The sequence below is a fragment of the Chishuiella sp. genome, from assembly GCF_032109125.1.
GTDB lineage: Bacteria > Bacteroidota > Bacteroidia > Flavobacteriales > Weeksellaceae > Empedobacter.
The window spans coordinates 318736-337610 of record NZ_DAMCLZ010000002.1 but is presented as its reverse complement, the minus strand read 5'-3'; the positions used below and the strand labels follow the sequence as shown (position 1 = coordinate 337610).

The 18875-nt window shown below is 27.1% G+C and carries 15 protein-coding genes; 4 read left to right on the top strand and 11 right to left on the bottom strand.

Translation table 11 applies throughout. From position 1 onward, the window contains the following. Nucleotides 1-2 precede the first annotated feature (2 nt). The 4 genes from mreD to sppA form a co-directional block, all read right to left on the bottom strand. Complete coding sequence (gene mreD, locus RT575_RS04510; RefSeq protein WP_313579128.1) at nt 3-512, bottom strand: rod shape-determining protein MreD; 510 nt, start codon at nt 510-512, stop codon at nt 3-5. Then, a complete protein-coding gene (gene mreC, locus RT575_RS04505; RefSeq protein ID WP_313579126.1) occupies nt 502-1359 on the bottom strand; it encodes a rod shape-determining protein MreC in 858 nt (285 codons plus the stop codon). The genes mreD and mreC overlap by 11 nt, the downstream gene beginning before the upstream one ends. Nucleotides 1360-1373: 14 nt before the next feature. After that, nucleotides 1374-2399, bottom strand: coding sequence for a rod shape-determining protein (locus RT575_RS04500; RefSeq protein WP_019975837.1), 1026 nt, complete (start codon nt 2397-2399; stop codon nt 1374-1376). Nucleotides 2400-2600: 201 nt separating this feature from the next. Continuing rightward, nucleotides 2601-4370 carry a signal peptide peptidase SppA gene (sppA, locus tag RT575_RS04495; RefSeq protein ID WP_313579124.1) on the bottom strand — a complete coding sequence of 590 codons (1770 nt, stop codon included), beginning with the start codon at nt 4368-4370 and terminating at the stop codon, nt 2601-2603. A gap of 34 nt (nt 4371-4404) precedes the next feature. Between sppA and folK the strand changes: the two genes are divergently transcribed. Both folK and RT575_RS04485 read left to right on the top strand, forming a co-directional pair. Further along, entirely contained in the window at nt 4405-4815 is a 411-nt protein-coding gene (folK, locus tag RT575_RS04490) for a 2-amino-4-hydroxy-6-hydroxymethyldihydropteridine diphosphokinase (RefSeq protein WP_313579122.1), read from the top strand. A gap of 73 nt (nt 4816-4888) precedes the next feature. After that, entirely contained in the window at nt 4889-6277 is a 1389-nt protein-coding gene (locus tag RT575_RS04485) for an OmpA family protein (protein ID WP_313579120.1), read from the top strand. 65 nt (nt 6278-6342) lie between these two features. On the opposite strand, the gene RT575_RS04480 is transcribed toward RT575_RS04485, so the two are convergent. From RT575_RS04480 to putP, 7 genes are all read right to left on the bottom strand, one after another. Next, entirely contained in the window at nt 6343-7707 is a 1365-nt protein-coding gene (locus RT575_RS04480; protein ID WP_313579118.1) for an exonuclease domain-containing protein, read from the bottom strand. 4 nt (nt 7708-7711) lie between these two features. Continuing rightward, nucleotides 7712-9259 carry a helicase HerA-like domain-containing protein gene (locus RT575_RS04475; protein ID WP_313385564.1) on the bottom strand — a complete coding sequence of 516 codons (1548 nt, stop codon included), beginning with the start codon at nt 9257-9259 and terminating at the stop codon, nt 7712-7714. A gap of 39 nt (nt 9260-9298) precedes the next feature. Next, nucleotides 9299-10105 (bottom strand): endonuclease/exonuclease/phosphatase family protein, encoded by an 807-nt coding sequence (locus RT575_RS04470; protein ID WP_313385563.1) that lies wholly within the window; start codon nt 10103-10105, stop codon nt 9299-9301. 237 nt (nt 10106-10342) lie between these two features. Further along, complete coding sequence (locus tag RT575_RS04465) at nt 10343-11233, bottom strand: rhomboid family intramembrane serine protease (RefSeq protein WP_313579115.1); 891 nt, start codon at nt 11231-11233, stop codon at nt 10343-10345. Nucleotides 11234-11236: 3 nt separating this feature from the next. Then, the gene (locus RT575_RS04460) at nt 11237-11989 is read right to left on the bottom strand and encodes a rhomboid family intramembrane serine protease (RefSeq protein ID WP_313385559.1); all 753 of its coding nucleotides are present in this window, start codon (nt 11987-11989) and stop codon (nt 11237-11239) included. A gap of 6 nt (nt 11990-11995) precedes the next feature. Beyond that, the gene (gene mutL, locus RT575_RS04455; RefSeq protein WP_313579113.1) at nt 11996-13783 is read right to left on the bottom strand and encodes a DNA mismatch repair endonuclease MutL; all 1788 of its coding nucleotides are present in this window, start codon (nt 13781-13783) and stop codon (nt 11996-11998) included. Nucleotides 13784-13916: 133 nt separating this feature from the next. Next, on the bottom strand, nt 13917-15416 hold the full coding sequence (putP, locus tag RT575_RS04450) for a sodium/proline symporter PutP (RefSeq protein ID WP_313579111.1): 1500 nt from the start codon (nt 15414-15416) through the stop codon (nt 13917-13919). A gap of 78 nt (nt 15417-15494) precedes the next feature. Between putP and RT575_RS04445 the strand changes: the two genes are divergently transcribed. Next, on the top strand, nt 15495-17501 hold the full coding sequence (locus RT575_RS04445) for a thioredoxin domain-containing protein (RefSeq protein ID WP_313579109.1): 2007 nt from the start codon (nt 15495-15497) through the stop codon (nt 17499-17501). Next, complete coding sequence (gene tag, locus RT575_RS04440; protein ID WP_313579107.1) at nt 17498-18865, top strand: DNA-3-methyladenine glycosylase I; 1368 nt, start codon at nt 17498-17500, stop codon at nt 18863-18865. Before RT575_RS04445 ends, tag begins: the two co-directional genes overlap by 4 nt. Nucleotides 18866-18875 lie beyond the last annotated feature (10 nt).

The window sequence follows — 18875 nt, the reverse complement described above, 5'->3', positions numbered from 1 at the left end:
ACTCAAATCTTGTTTTTAAATAAAATTTTATAAATAAAAACGAATACTAATGTTAAAGCTGAATTTATTAAAGCTCTTATCATTAGAGGTGTTAACCCTTGAATTTTAAAGTTTTCTAAAAAGAATAATATAAAATTGTGAAGTAATATTAAAATCACTAAATAAAATAACCATTGTATAAAACTAAAAGATTTGAAATTAAAAAATTCCATTTCATAATCTTGTTTACCTGCTAAAACTTTTATTATTCCTCCTCTAAAAAAAGCTATAAATGTTAAAGCAAAAGCATGTATTCCTCCTGTATATTCTAATGTATCGATAATTAAACCTAATAAAAATGCTAAAAATAGTAATGCATATTTATTTTGATTAGGAGAATAAAATAATACAAAAGCTATATAAACATAAGGCTGATAACTTTCTAGAAAATTAATATGATTAAAAACAAAAACTTGTAGTAAAGCTAAAACTATAATTTTTATAAGATTGATTAAAAAGTCTTTATTGAACATTATTAGGGTTTGTTATATCTCCGTTTTTTTCTACTTTATTTATTTCTATCTTATCAAGATTGGTAATTATGTAACCATATGATAAATTACCAAAGTCTTGTTTTAATTTAACTTGAATTTTTAATTCTCCAGTTTCATCAATTTCTTTACTAATAACTTTTCCTATAACAATTCCTTCAGGAAAAACAGGAGATTTACCATCAGTCTCTATTACATCTCCTTTATTTACTTTAATAAATTTAGGAATTTCTAATAATTGAACATAACGAGGGTCTTTTCCATCCCATTTGATTGTTCCAAAATACTGATTGCCTTTTATTCTTGCATTAACGCTAATATCCTTATTTAATAGGGATATTGCTCTCGAATAATTTTTATTAGCATAAATTACAATTCCAATAACTCCATTATTTGTTACAATACCATCACCTTTTTCTACTCCATCATTAATTCCTTTATTTAAAGTAATTAAATTCTGAGTTTTTGTAATAGAATTGTTAATAATTTCTGTAGGGATAAAAGTAAATTTTTGATTATACTTTAAGCTATCTAAATCAGAAGTTATATTATTACTATTCTGACGATTTAAATCTTTATATTTTATAAGATTTTTTCTTAAACTAGCATTTTCTTCCAATAACTCTTGATTAACTTGCGGTAAATTCAAGAATTTGGTAACTTTTATAATTTTATCATCAATATAACCTGTAAATTCTGTACTTACAGAGGCTAATATCGTCTCATGATATATATTTCTTTTAAATACAAGAAACAATGCAATCAATTCTAAAAAAATAAAAATTAATAGCATTCCATTTCTTCTAATTAAACTCAGAATGTATTGCATTGTTTCCTACTTTCTTATTTCATTAAAAAAGTGAATTTATCAATATTTTTCAAAGCTATTCCTGTTCCTCGAACTACAGCTCGTAAAGGATCATCAGCTAAGAATACTGGTAAACCAGTTTTTTTAGAAATACGTTGATCTAATCCCCTAAGCATAGCTCCTCCACCAGCCATGTATATTCCTGTATTGTATATATCAGCAGCTAATTCTGGAGGTGTTTGAGATAAAGTTTCCATAACACCATCCTCTATACGCAAAATAGATTTATCTAAAGCTCTAGCAATTTCTCTATAATTTACTGTAATTTCTTTAGGTTTTCCAGTAATCAAATCTCTTCCTTGCACTGGCATATCTTCTGGTGCATGTTCTAATTCTTCTACTGCTGCTCCTACTTCAATTTTAACTCTCTCTGCAGTTCTTTCTCCAATATATAAATTATGATGTGTTCTTAAATAATAAGCAATATCGTTTGTAAATACATCTCCAGCAATTTTAACTGATTTATCACAAACAATACCTCCTAAGGCTACAACAGCAATTTCAGTAGTTCCTCCTCCTATATCAATAATCATATTACCTTTAGGTTGAGTAATATCAATACCAACTCCAATCGCAGCTGCCATTGGTTCATATATTAATCTAACATCTTTAGCATTAACTCTTGCACAAGAATCTTTAACGGCTCTTTTTTCAACTTCCGTAATACCTGATGGGATACAGATAACCATTCTTAGAGAAGGTGAAAATAATTTTCCTTGAATTCCTGGTATTTTTTTTATAAATTCTGTTAGCATAAATTCTGAAGCTTCAAAATCAGCTATAACTCCATCCTTTAATGGACGAATTGTTTTTATATCATCATGCGTTTTCCCTTGCATGTGTTTAGCTTGCTCTCCTACAGCAATAACTTTGTTTGTTCTTCTATGAATAGCGACTATAGAAGGACTATCTACAACTACTTTATTATTGTGTATTATTAAAGTATTCGCAGTCCCTAAGTCAATCGCAATTTCTTGCGTGAAAAAATCGAATAATCCCATGGTTGATTATGTCTCAATATTGTTTTAAAAATGAATGTACAAAAATATGATAAATTTTAGATGATAAGAAAAAGACAATATATTTTTTTTCTTCAACTAATTTTTTACTAAATTAATAAGAAATTAACAATAAAAAAGGGTTAATATTAATTTAACCCTTTTTTTATGATTTTTTTTAGATTAATTACTAAATATTAATAATTAATTAATTTGAATGTCATAAGGAAGTCTTAATTGAACACCTTTTTGTTCATTAATCATTTTTATTTCTTTGTAAATTTTCATACCATCAGTCCCTAATTCTTTTTGCAAAGAAGCTTCTACACTTCCTCCTTGAAATTTATTTAAAAACTCTTCAAAAGAATCTTTTCTTTTAGGGTAAGAAACTGTCGAATATTTTTCAATCTTAGCCATTTTAGCTGCTGCTGCTATAGCATTATTTAAATTTCCAAAATCATCTACTAAACCAATTTCTTTAGCTCTCTTTCCAGACCAAACTCTACCTTCACCAATTTTATCAACTTGTTCGAAAGTCAATTTACGATTTTGTGATACATGATTTACAAATTTGTTATATGTTAATACTATTGATTTATATATTGTGTTTTTAGCTGTATTTGACAAAGGAGTTGTCAAGCTTTTTAATTGATCAGAATTTGCATTTGTACTTACTTCATCAAAATCAAAGCCTAAATTATTAAATAATTTTTTCCCATTTGGTATCATTCCAAAAACTCCAATAGAACCAGTAATTGTATTTGGTTGTGCATAAATCTTATCTGAAGCTTGAGCTATATAATATCCTCCAGAAGCTGCAACATCTCCAAAAGAAACAATAATTGGCATTTTTTTCTTTAACTCTTGCAATTCATATAGGATTTCCTCTGATGCATTTGCACTACCTCCAGGCGAATTTATTCTTAAAACAAGAGCCTTAATATTATCTTTACTCGATATCTCTCTAATTGCATCAACATATGTCTTAGATTGAATCCCGTCAAAACCATCTCCCTCAACAATAGTACCTGATGCATATAAGACAGCTATTTTTTCTTTGTTTGTATCTGGTTTCAAAGTTTGATTATAATCATCAATGTTTATTGTATGCTCTTCAAGAATTTCAAAATCTGATTTATTTTTATCATTTGATAAATCTAATTTTTTAAATAACATTTTTTGATAATCATTCTCTTGTGCTAATACGTCGTATATTTTATTTTCCTTTCCAAGTTCTGGAATAAAAGCATAAAGACTATCAGTAATTAATCTAAAATTTTGATCGTTTATTTTTCTAGATTTAGTTATTGAAGCTGACATATTGCCCCATAAATCATTTAATAATTCTGACAATTGTAAACGATTAGCGTCAGACATCGAAGTTCTCATAAAAGGTTCTACAGCACTTTTGAACTGACCATGTCTTATTACCTGAAAATCAACACCGTATTTATCTCCTGCATTTTTATAAAACATAACATTAGAACTTAAACCTTGTAATAAAGTCCCTCCTAAAGGATTTTGATAAATTTTATCTGCTACAGAACTTATATAATAAGACAATTGACTTCCTGTATTTGAATAAGAATAAATAAATTTACCTGATTTCTTAAAATCTTCTAGAGCATGACGTAAATCTTCTGCTTGAGTTGCTCCACAAGAAATTCCATCTAATTTTAAACTTATTCCTTTTATATTATCATCTGTTTTAGCATTTTCAATAGAATTAATAATATCTAATAAATATACTTTCGACTGTTTAGATAGATCAAACAATGAAACTGATTGGTCCATTTCACTCTCCATAACAATATTATTAAATGACAATTCAAGAACAGAATTATTATTTACACTTTTAGATGGAGTAGATAGTATAGATACAAATACTAAAACTACTATAAAAAAAATAAAAACACTTAATGTTAATATATTACCTACTATAGTTGAGAACACTCTCCCAAAAAAATTTTTCATTTTTTTTAAATTATTAATAATTTTGTTTTAATATATGTCGCAAAATAAAGCCATTTTGTTACTAGGAACAAATCTAGGTAACAAAAATAAAAATTTAGAATTAGCCAAATTTCTTATAAGTAAAGAAATTGGTATTGTAATAAAAGAATCTAATATATTAAAAAATGAAGCTATAGGATTCACTACTAACAATTTATTTCTCAACCAAAAGATTGAATTGGTTACTGAATTATCACCTTTTAATTTATTAAAAATAATTAAAGAAATAGAACAAAAAATGGGTCGTATGTATACCAAACCTTTAATTAATGAGATCTATGTTGATCGTATAATTGATATTGATATATTATTTTTCAACTCTATTACATTAGATAGCAATCGTTTAAAAATACCGCATCATCAAGTTTATACGAGAGAATTTATCAAAAGTTTAATGTTTTTTTAAGATATTAATTATTAATTCATTAGTTTTGTAAAATAAAATTATTACAATTTTGAAAAAGAAATAATTCTAACCTATGAAAAAACTTTTATATTTACTATTTTTGAGTTCAGTTACTTATACATCTGCTCAAATAGATAACAAAAATCTGGCTAAGGAAAGAGAATTTAATAGCTGGTCTGTATCAGTATTTGGAGGAGGAAATCTAATGCAAAATTCTGATTTAAATTCATTTGACAAAGGATACTTTACTCCTGGATATGATCTTCAATTTCAAGTTAATAAACAGATAACTCATGCATTTGGTGTAATTGCTCAATTTCAAATGGGACAAACCAGACAAGCTTCTACAATTTATGATAATACTCCTTGGGGAAATTCATTTACTGGTAGAGTTCATGGTAAAACACAATATCATGGAGTCTCATTATTAGCAGATATTAATGCTTCTAATTTACTTAGAAGAGTTGATAGTAAACATGAATTTAAATGGGCTATACATTTATATGGAGGAGTAGGTATTTTAGGATACAAAGCTAAAAGAAATAACTGGTATGGTTCTGGAGAAAATTACGAAGTTACTCTTGATCAAAAAATGGATGAAAAATCTGTCTATTCTCAAGTAGGTGCTGGTTTAAGATATAAACTTAACAAAAACTTTGATTTTGAGTTAAGAGCTATGTATGTAATGACAGGAGATGAAGATTTTGATGCTTCTGGTAAAGTTGCTCCTGGTTATACTACTGCAGCAGATACACATCCTACATATGGAGGTGATAATATGTTAACAGTATCATTAGGTTTACATTATAAAATAGGAAAGCATAAAGAGGCTGTACAGTGGGTTTCTCCATTATATAGACCATTAGCTGCTCCTGCGCCATTTGAGTGTGTAGATGAAGATAATGATGGGGTATGTGATCAATGGGATAAATGCCCTGGTACTCCTGAAGGTGTTAAAGTTGACGGATCAGGTTGTCCTTTAGATTCTGATGGAGATGGAGTTCCTGATTCTGAAGATAAGTGTCCTACAATTCCAGGTCCTATTACAAATGGAGGATGTCCTGAAAAAATATTAAGAATTAGTGGTGATGATGTTGCTACTAAAATTAATACATATTTAGAAGGAATCGAATTTGAATACAATTCTGATAAAATTAGAGAACAATCTTATGATAAATTAAATCATGCTGTAGAAGTTCTAGTTGCTAATCCTGATTATAAATTTATTGTAGAGGGACATACTGACGCAGCTGGAAATGCAGAATATAATCAAAAATTATCTGAAAGAAGAGCAAATTCAGTAATTAGATATTTCGCAAATAAAGGTGTTAGTACTGATAGATTAACAGCTGTTGGTAAAGGTAAATCTGACTTAAAATGGCCAGAATGTAATCCTGTAACTAGTTGTCCAGCTTGGAAAAACTTAGAAAACAGACGTGTTATTTTCAAAGAAGTAAAGTAAAACATACATTATAAATAAAAAAAGTCGGTTAATTAACCGACTTTTTTTATTTAAAAATCAATACCTTAAAATTTAATAATTTGATTTTTATTTTTTGAAATTTTATATAAATAATATTTTAACATATTTTTTATTTCTTCTGTTTCTTGAATTTGAACTAAAATATTATGAATTTTTTCTAACGTTTTTATTTGATGATGATATTCAAAATAACCGAAACCTTTAAATATATTATCTTCAATTAAATAAAAAGATTTCTCAATTCCATTTCTACCTTTATCAATAATCAAAAATGTGTTTGAAGGGTATTTTGTTGTCGAAATAAAATCTTCTATCCTTTTATTATAAATTTCTCTTAGTTCCTTTTTAATACAAGCACCATTACATTCATCAACTTTATATTTAAAGCAAGATTTTATTTCTTTAATCCCATCATTAACTTGTTGACAAAGTTGGTATTCATTAATAATTTTTTCTAGAACAACCTTCGCTCGTTCTTTTGTTTTAAATTTGAGTACAGGCTCTGCCTTTCTTGTTTTACCTATTTCTAAACGAGAATAACCTCTTTTGGATTCTAAATAATACAACCCAAATGGATAAACTTTATCTTCAACTAAAGGTTGATTATACATTGGTTGATTACTAACAATTTCGTTATGTTCTTTTATTGCCGCTAAAAATCCACTACCAGTTTCCTCAAATTTTATAGATTTTGTAAAACGCTTTAACTTACTTGATTTAAATGATTTCGAAGTAAAAATTTTAGTGACAGATAATAATATATTATTACTTCTACTGATGTATATTAATTGTTTTCTACTATTATAAAGATAAAATACGCCAATAGTATTAGGTAAACCTTCTAATAATTTCGAATATTTAGAATTAACTTTTTTAGGTTGTTTTAATCCCGTTTTTTTAGTAATAACCTTATTGATATCTTTATCTAAAAGTATTTTAAAAAGTGCAACTGTAGCTCTAGCATCTCCAGAAGCTCGATGTCTATCTGTAACAACTATACCAAGAGATTCACATAATTTACCTAAAGAATAAGAAGGTAAATCTGGTAGTAATTTTTCACTATATTCAAATGTATCAATCCATTCTTTATCATAATTATAACCAAGTCGTTCAAATTCTTGTTTTAGCATACGATAATCAAACATAACATTATGCCCAACCAAAGTACAATCATCAGTAATTTCTACTATTCTCTTTGCAACTTCTTGAAATTTAGGTGCTGTTAACACCATTTTATCGGTAATATTTGTTAATTTTTGAACATATTGATCGATTTTTCTATTGGGATTTACCAAAGAAATAAATTGATCTATAATTTCTCTACCATCAAATTTATAGATAGCAATCTCAATAATAGATTCCTCACCTACCTTTCCTCCTGTCGCTTCAATATCTAAAATTGCGTACACTATATTATTTTTTTCCTTTAAGATAACCTGTTAATAATTTCATTCCCCAATCAATAATTTTTCTTGTTGCTGTTCTACTAACATCCCTTACCATAGGATTATCTGTCCAATCTTTTTCTTTTACAACTTTTTTTCTTGATGATTGAGTTACTTCTTTATTATCGTTATTATTTTCTACAGGTTTATTTAATTCATTATTTATTTTTTGAGATAAAATATTATTTGCTGATTCTTTTTTTATCTCTTGCGAATATTTTCCTACTAATTGCGAAGATGAATTAATATTATTTATCTCATCTTGTGTTAAGATATCCATTCTAGAGTTTGGTGCTCTCATATAAGTATATGCCAAAGGAGTTGGAATACCTTTTTCATCTAAAGCTGTTATAAAAGCTTCTCCAATTCCTAATTGAGTTATTACTTCATCAGCCTTATAATAAGTAGTCGTAGGATAATTTTCTATTGCTTTTTTAATTTCTTTTCTATCCTTTGCTGTAAAACCTCTTAATGCATGTTGAACTTTTAATCCTAATTGACTTAAAACACTATCTGGAACATCTCCTGGAACTTGTGTAACAAAATACAATCCTACTCCTTTTGATCGGATTAATTTCACCATAGTTTCAATCTGATTTAATAAAGCTTTAGTAGCTTCTTTAAAAATTAAATGAGCTTCATCAATAAAAATAACCAATTTAGGTTTATCAGAATCACCAGATTCTGGAAATTGAGAATAAATTTTATTCAGCAAGCTCAACATAAAAGTAGAAAATAAATTTGGTTGATTTTGTATATCAATCAAACGTATAATATTTACAATACCTTCTCCATCTTTAGTTTTTAACAAATCTTGAACATCAAAACTTGGTTCTCCAAAAAATTTGGCAGCTCCTTGTTGTTCTAAACTTACAATTTTCCTAAGAATTGCCCCTAACGAAGCTGGAGAAATAGTTCCATAATTTGAATTTAATTCTTTTTTACCTTTATCAGATTCAGTTACATATTGCAGAACTTTTCTGATATCTTCTAAATCAATTAATGGTAAATTATTATCCTTACTATATTTAAAAATAATTGAAATTATACTTTCTTGTGTTTCATTTAATTCTAAAATTTTACTAAATAATATTGGGCCAAAATCTTCTACAGTAGCTCTTAATCTTACACCAGGCTCATCTGATATTGATAGTAATTCAACATTAGAAGCTTTGGGGTGAAATGGTAACTGTAAAGCCTCCATTCTTTCTATCGCATTCTTATCATTAGAGTTTGCTGCAGCTCCTATACCAGATAAATCTCCTTTAATATCCATCAATAAAGTTGGAATTCCTTTTAAAGATAATTGTTCTGCAATAATCTGAAGAGATTTTGTTTTTCCTGTACCTGTAGCCCCTCCAATAAGTCCATGACGATTCATTGTTTTTAAAGCAATAGAAATTTCTGCTTCTTCAACTATTTCTCCATCAAGCTTTGCCTTACCTAGAATAATCTTATCATTTTTATAAGAATATCGGCTTTGAATTTCTTGAATAAAGTTTTCTTTTTGATTCATGATACTTTAATTTAGAGATGGATAAATGTATAATAAAATTTATTTTTCTAATTTATAATTAACAATAACAGGGTAATGATCCGAGAATCTTTTTCTGATTATTAATGAATTAGTTGGTATTAACTCTTTAGAATTAAATAAATAATCAATTCTAATAGGAAATTTAAATCCATGAAAAGTTGTAGCTATTCCACTTTTTCCTGAATTAATATAAGAGTCTATTAATAATTTATTGATTTGATTATATTCATAAGAAAGTGGAGTTGAGTTTAAATCGGATCCTAAAATAATAGGATGTTTAGATGCTTTTATATAAGGCTTAACCTCTTCTAATTGAGAAACATGAGATTGCATTCCTTTTACAAGTTTTAACTCAACTTTTTTACTATTTTCTTCTACTTGTTGCTGATTATCTGATTTTATAATATCTTTTACTAAATCTTTATCGATATACATTGGTTCTAAATAAAGATTTATAATCCTGATAGTATCGTTTCCTAAATCAATATCAACATAAGCTGCAGCGCCATTAAAATCATTATTTTTTGTAAAGATCTCTTTTGTCTGTATTATTGGGTATTTACTATAAATCGTAAGTAATCCATAAAATTCTGAATAATAATCTTTAAACTCTTGATTTTTTAATAATTTTTGCTGACTTTCTCTTGCTTCTTGCAAGATCATAATATCAGCTTTATTTTCAATTAAAAATTCCTTTGTCCCTTCATCTTTAAAACCATGAACATTATAAGTCAAAACAGAAAAATCTTTTTTAACATTATTTTTTTTACTAAAGTTAATTAATGGATAGGACAGATATATAGGATAAACTAAACCTAAAGACAAAATAAAAACTAAAATAAAATGCTTCCAACTAAATAACAACCAATAAATTAAAAAAAATAAATTGACTATAAAAATAACCGGAAAACCTATTGATAAAAAATTAAAATAAGGTATTTCTTTAGGAGAAAAGAATAAATTTAAATACACACAATAAGCCACTAACAAGAAAAATATATTTATTGTCAGTATTAATCGATTAAAATAATTTAATTTAAACTTATTGGTAAAACCCATTTATTATCTCCCCTCTTTAAAAAGAAAATCTTTTTCTTCTTTTGATAAACTTTCATAACCTGAACGAGAAATTTTATCTAGAATATTATCTATTTTCTTTTGTTTTTCTACTTTTTGATGATTGTAATCATAATCATTTCTAGGTACATCATTCCTAGAAAAATCTGATGATTTATTCTTATACGTTTTAAACGTTGTTTTATTTTCTTTCTTCTTAAAAAGATTCTCTATTCTAAAAATAAAGTTACCTAAAAAATCATTCCCTTTTTCAAATTGTTTCATATAAAGATAACCAAAAACAGCTCCTCCGAGATGTGAAATACTTCCGCCAGCATTTTGATCTGTAATAATATTATAAACATCAAAAGCTATAAATACATAACCAACATATTGTAATGGAAATGATGATGGTATAAACATTAAACGTACTGGCATTTTAGGATTATAGGATACTAATGCAAAAAATAACGTATAAACTGAAGCTGATGCCCCTACTAATAAGTGTGAATAATTAAATACTGATTGAAACAATATAAAAAATATACCTCCTACGATACCACCAAAAATATAAAATGTAATAAGATTTTTATTTTGAAATTGTTGTAAAAATAATTGTCCAACAAAGTAAAGTAAAACCATATTCATTACTAAATGCAATAAATTACCATGTAACCATGAATAAGTAAATAATTGCCATGGTTTATATATTAATTCTTGAGCTGATGCTAATGCAAAAAAATCGGTAGTTGTGTAATATGTTAATCCTATCGTCTTAATTAAAAAATCTACAATCAATAATGTGAAAAATATGACTACATTAATGTATATTAATTTAATTACACTATCTCCCGATGAATATTTTATTTTTAATTCGTCTACAATATTTTTTGCCATTGATTAGTTTCTTCTATATAAATTCTTTTTCCAATATCTTGCCAAAATAAAACCTACTATTCCTCCACCCAAATGAGCGAAATGAGCAATATTACCTATATTTTTGTAACCCATGTAGAATTCTACTAATACCATTATTGGAATGAAATATTTTGCTTTTATCGGAACAGGAAAAAATATTAACATTAATTTTTCATCAGGATATAAAACTGCAAAAGCTAATAATAAGCCATAAATAGCACCTGATGCACCAACCATTGGAGTTCTATATGCATTTATAAGCTCAATCCCTTGTTCAGATGATCTGAAATTTTCAGGTAAATTATATAAAACTCCTTGAAAATTTAATTTTGAATAATTGTATAATTCTTGAACAGATATTCCTTGTGAATGTACTATTTCTTTAAGTTGCTCTACTTGAAAATAGTTTGTTAAATTAAACAATAAAAAACCTGCTAAACCTGCTAAAAAATATAAGGTTAAAAATTTTCTAGGTCCAAACGTATATTCTACTACAGAACCAAACATCCAAAGAGCAAACATATTAAATAGTATGTGTGAGATTTCTGGAAAACTTGCATGCATAAACATATGCGTTAAAATCTGCCAGAATTTAAAATTTGGTGATTCAGGGTAAAAAGCTCCTAAAAAAACACTCAAATCTATTCCTTTTACACTAAATACGATACTTGCTAAATAGAATAAAACATTAATAATGATTAAATTTTTAGTAATTGGTGGTATTGATTGTCTCATATAATTTTAATCTAATGTTTTTTTGATATCATCTGTATTTACTTGAACAAAAATTGGACGTCCATAAGGTGTAAAATTTGGATTAGGTAACTTTAACAATTCTTCCACTAATGTCTGCATTTGTTCAACTTTTAAACCAATTCCTTTTTTTACAGCAGCATTTTTAGCCAAAACTTTTGCAAAAGTTTGGTTCAATTCTATTGTATCATGATAATCTAATTCTTCAATAAAATCCATAAATACAGAAACAACATCTTCTTGCTGTACATCAACCGGAATTGCATTAATTTGTATTACTTCTTCATCCAATGAAATATCAAAACCAAAACTAATTAATTGACTTTCTACATTAATTAATTTTTGTCTATCATTTGGAGATAACTCTATTTCTATAGGAAATAACATTTGTTGAACCAAAGCATTTTCATGATTAGAACGTACAAATTTTTCAAATAATATTTTTTGATGAGCTCTGTGCTGATCAATAATCAAAAGTTCACCTCTGTATTCTACAACTAAAAATTGATTCATCCATTGAATAACTTCAAATTTATCTGGTTGTATTTCTTCTGATTCAAATAACTGATGAGCATGATTATTCTCAATTTCTAGTTCTACAGCATCATTATAAAAATCAAAGTTAGCCTTTATATCCGAAGGTTTTGGTGCTCTTGATTGATGATGTTCAAAAGGATTAAAACTAGAATCAACAGAAATTTCTGGCATTTTAATTTCATCTTCTTCAGAAGCAGAAGGTATAAAAGCCCAGTTAGGATCTTGTTCAAAATCCAAAGATGGAGTTACATTAAACTGTCCTAAAGCATGTTTTACAGCTGCTCTTAAAATCGTAAAAATTAATGCTTCATCTTCAAACTTTATTTCTGTTTTTGTTGGATGAATATTAATATCAATTTTAGAAGGATCTATATCCAAATACAAAAAATAAGACGGATTATAACCTGAAGGCAACAAACTTTCGAATGCATTAACAATTGCATTATGTAAGTATCCACTTTTTATAAAGCGATTATTGACAAAGAAAAACTGTTCTCCTCTTGATTTTTTTGCTGCATCAGGTTTACCAACAAATCCTTTTATTTTTACAATCTCAGTATCTTCTTCAACAGATATAATTTGTGAACTCAGTTTTTTACCAAAAATCTGAGAAATTCTTTGTTTTAAATTCCCAGCTTTAAGATGATAAATTTCTGAATCATTATGATGTAAAAAGAAACTAATGTTTTCATGAGCCATTGCTACTCGTTGAAATTCATCTTGAATATGACGAAATTCTACTTGATTCGATTTCAAAAAATTTCTTCGAGCTGGAACATTAAAAAATAAATTTTTAACAGAAATAGAAGTTCCTATAGGACAAACAACAGGATCTTGACCTTTAACTTCTCCACCTTCTATTATTAATTGTGTTCCTACTTCATTATCTTCTTTTCTTGTTTTAGTTTCTATCTGAGCTACTGCAGCAATAGATGCTAAAGCCTCTCCACGAAAACCTTTAGTATGAATATTATATATATCTTCTGTCGTTCTAATTTTAGAAGTTGCATGACGTTCAAATGCCATTCTGGTATCTGTAACGCTCATCCCACAACCATTATCAATTACTTGAACTAGGCTTCTACCAGCATCCTTTACTATAACTTGGATAGAAGTTGCACCAGAATCCACTGCATTTTCAATCAACTCTTTTATCACAGAAGCAGGTCTTTGAACAACTTCACCTGCAGCGATTTGATTAGCTACATGATCTGGTAATAATTGGATAATATCAGTCATTTTTTAGTATAAATTGATTTATATTTTTGATTATTTTTTAACCAAACGATACAAATATACAAAGAAATCTCCCTTTTTTAATTATTCTAAAGAAGGGAAATTATCAACAAAAATTATAAGTTTTTCTTAAAGATTAATCATTTTTTAAAATTGATTTAACTTCTTCAAACTCTTGATCTATTTGTTTATTTGATTTTTGTGTCAATAAAGATACTATTACAATTGCAATAATTGATGATACAAAACCAGGAATAATCTCGTACCAATCTTTATATGGATGATTTGTATACACCCATAATAAAACAACTATACCACCTGTTAACATACCTGCTAAAGCACCTTGCCAAGATGTCTTTTTCCAGAATAAAGAAAATATAATTATTGGACCAAAAGCTGCTCCAAAACCTGCCCAAGCATTCCCAACTAAATTAAGAATAGAATCATTTGGATTTAAAGATAATAAAACTGCAACTATCGCTACAATCAAAACTGATAATCGACTAACAATCAACAGCTGTTTATCAGTAGCTTTCTTATTTAAAAAAGCTTTATAAATATCTTCCGTTAAAGAACTTGATGTAACCAAAAGTTGAGATGAAATAGTACTCATTACAGCAGCTAATATTGCAGATAATAAAAAGCCACCAATTAATGGATGAAATAATATTCTTGAGAAATAAATAAAAACTGTTTCAGCTTCTGTTTTAGAATGATCAAAAATATTCATTGTTGAATGATCAAATTTTAATAGATAAGCAATTCCTATTAATCCTACTAATAAAGCTCCACCAACAGTAAAAATCATCCAAGTAATTCCAATATTTTTTGCTTTTTTAAGATCCGAAACTTTATCAATTGCCATAAAACGAACTAAAATATGCGGTTGCCCACAATATCCTAATCCCCAAGCCATCAAAGAAATTATACTAACTGTTGTTGTTCCTCTAAATAGATCTAAATAATTTGTGCCTTTTTGATTGATTAAGGAAACTGTTTCTCCAACTCCTCCTATTTCTGATACAGCAACTATTGGAACAATAACTAATGCTAAAACCATAATTGTTCCTTGCACAAAATCTGTTAAACTAACAGCAAGAAAACCTCCAAGAAAAGTATAAAAAACAACAACTAAACTTGTTACTAATAATCCAGTCATATAATCTAAACCAAAAGCAGATTCAAATAGTTTTCCACCAGAAACCATTCCTGTAGAAGTATATAATGTAAAAAATATTAAAATTAATATAGATGAAACTATTCGAAGTAAACGAGTTTTATCTTTGAAACGATTCTCGAAGAATACAGGTAAAGTAATCGAGTTTTGAGCTACTTCTGTATATGCTCGTAATCGAGGTGCAACAAATACATAATTTAGATAACAACCTAATGTTAATCCTATTGCAATCCAAGCACTAGAAAGTCCTGTAAAATACATTGCCCCAGGCAATCCCATTAATAACCAACCACTCATATCTGCAGCTCCGGCAGAAAGCGCTGTTACAGCAGCTCCCATTTTTCTACCTCCAATTAGAAAACCTTCAGAGTCATTTGTAGACTTCCTGTAAGAGTAAATTCCAATTCCTATCATCATCAATAAATAACCTCCGATAGAAATATATTCGTAAATATTCATATTATAGTATTTTTACTAAAAATATAATTTTTAATCCACAATAAATTAAACGAAATTTATTTTTCTAAAAAACTAAAAGTGAATTACAAACAAAATAATTTAAAAACAGTAACAAGCCCATATTTACAACAACACAAAAATAATCCTGTATGGTGGCAAAGTTGGAGCGATGAAGTAATAGAATATGCTAAACAAGAAAATAAACCTTTATTAATTTCTATTGGTTATTCGGCTTGTCATTGGTGCCATGTAATGGAAAAACAATCTTTTGAAGTTGATGAAGTTGCGGAAATAATGAATAATTATTTCGTTTGTATAAAAATAGATAGAGAAGAACGACCGGATTTAGATGCTTTATATATGAATGTTGTACAACTCATTCATCAATCTGGAGGTTGGCCTCTAAATGTTTTTGCTTTACCGGATGGAAAACCATTTTATGGTGGAACTTATTTTCCTAAAGAACAATGGATAGAATTATTGGATAATATTCAACAAATGTATCATAACAATCAACCTAAAACAATGGAATATGTAGATTCTATAGCAAATGGTTTGAACGAAATGGAAAAAATTGAATTAAAAAATGATTCTAATTTTTCTAAGAATAAGATTAAAGATACATTTTCATTCTGGAAACAACAATTTGATGATGAATGGGGAGGATTTAACCGTGCTCCAAAATTTATGTTACCAAATGCTTGGCAAACTATTTTACGTTATGGATTACAAAATAAAGACGAAAATTGTTTAATACAAACTAAAATAACTTTAGATAGAATGGCTTTTGGAGGAATATACGACCAGATAAAAGGTGGATTTTCTCGTTATTCTGTAGATGCTTATTGGAAAGTTCCTCATTTTGAAAAAATGCTTTACGATAATGGTCAATTACTTTCTTTATATGCAAATGGATATAAAATTTTTGGCGAAAAAGAATATAAAAATATTATTGATGAAACAGTAAATTGGTTAAAAGATGAAATGCTTTCGCCTGAAAATGCTTTTTATGCTGCAATTGACGCAGATTCCGAAGGGGAAGAAGGTAAATATTATGTTTGGACAAGCAATGAATTAGAAAATGTACTAAAAGAAGAATATGATTTATTTTCTAAGTACTATAATGTAAATGCTTTTGGAGAATGGGAAAATTCTAAAAACATTTTAATACGATTAACTGATGATGAAGATTTCTGTAAAGCAAATAATATTTCTATTGAAAATTTAAATTCTAAAATTAAACATTGGAAACAAGAATTAAATAATGTACGAAATCAAAGAATAAAACCTCATCGGGATGAAAAAATTCTTACATGTTGGAATTCTATTACTATTATTGGTTTATGTGATGCTTATCAAGCTATAGAGAACACAACTTATTTAGATTTGGCTGAAAATTGTATGAATTTCATTTTAGAAAATCAATGGAATGGAGAAATTCTTTTCAGAAATTACAAAGATAGACAAACAACTATTCCTGGATTTCTTGATGATTATACTTTAACTGTAGAAGCTTTAATAAAATTATACGAAACAACAACTAAAATTAATTATATTGAAACTGCAGAAATAATTACAAAAGAAATATTTAATCAGTTTTATAATTATAAAAATAAAATGTTTGCCTATAAGTCTCATTATGACACACCATTAGTCAATGAAACTTTTGAAATTTATGATAATGTTATTTCATCTTCAAATTCTATTATGGCGAATAATTTATTCCGATTGGGTAAAATTTTAAACAATGATGAATATATAAAACATGCGAAACAAATGTTAATGAATATTGATGATAAAATAGAAAATCATCCAAGTGGTTTTGCTAATTGGATTAACTTATATTTAAATTTCACTTTTCCATTTAAAGAAATTGTTGTCGTTGGAAACGAAAATAAAGATTACATAAAAAAAATACAAAATAATTATATTCCTAATGCTATATTTATAGGTAGTAAAAAAGAAGATTTAGAATTAACAAAAAATAGATTAATAGATGGTAAAACATCAATCTATATTTGTGAAAATAATACCTGTAAACTTCCTCTTTACACAATAGAAGACGCTTATAAATACTTACAATGAGTAGATTAAATTGGACAAATGATAAAATAATTTCTAGACTGCAAAACAATAAGTCTACTAAAACTCGTTGGGAAAATATTAAAATATTAAGAACACGTCCAAGTAGAGATTTATTCAAAAAATGTGAAGAATTAATAAAATCTAATAATTACAAAGATAAGCTTATTGGAATTGATATTTTAGCTCAATTAGGCATTCCTCCAAGACCTTTTATCCAAAAAACATTAAAAATTTACTTTGATATATTAAAAACAGAAACAAACCCTTACATCATTAAGTCTACGCTTTATGGTATTAGTCATAACAACGATAATCTTACTAATACTCAAATAAAAAAAATATGTGATTTTCAAAATACCAATAACTATATTATAAAAGAAGGACTCGTACATGCATTAGGTTTTATTGAAAATTTAGAATCTATTAATATTTTAATTAAACTAACTAAAGATAAATCAAATTATATCAGAAATTGGGCGACCTTTTTTATAGGACAATCTGAAATAGATAATTCTATTATTAGAGAAACTTTATGGAATCGTATTAAAGATAAACATCAAGAAACAAGATTTGAAGCCATTTGTGGTTTGGCCATTAGAAATGAACAAAATATAATAAAAATTATAAAAGATGAGCTTTTGAAAGATGATTATTCAAGCCTAATTTTTGAAGCTATTTTAGAAACAAAGAATTTAGATTTTTTACCTATATTAAAAGAACAATTTTCTAAAATAGAAAATGACTCTGAAATAAATGAAAGTTGGAAAAACGAATTGAAAGATTGCATTAAAAATTTAACAGAAATAAAAATGATGAAAACACGTTGCGCTTGGGTGAATAAAGACCAATTATACATTGATTATCATGATAATGAATGGGGAAAACCAACAAAAGATGATAAAACTTTATTTGAATTTTTAGTTTTAGAATCATTTCAAGCTGGATTGAGTTGGTATACAATTCTTAAAAAAAGAGAAGCTTTTAGAGAAGCATTTGATAATTTTGACGTAAAAAAAGTAGCCGATTATAATGAAGATAAAATAAATAAACTACTAGAAAACGAAGGAATTATAAGACATAGAGGAAAAATAGTAGCTGCTATAAATAATGCAAAATTATTTATTGCTATTCAAAAAGAATTTGGTTCTTTTTCGAATTTTATATGGAATTATGTAAATAATGAACCTATAGAAAACAATTGGGATTCTATAAAAGATGTCCCCGCAACAACTATTATTTCCGACCAAATTGCAAAAGATTTAAAAAAACGAGGATTCAAGTTTTTTGGTTCTACAACAATATACGCTTATATGCAGGCAGTTGGAATAGTAAATGACCATACAAATGATTGTTTTTGTAAGTAGTTTTTTTAGT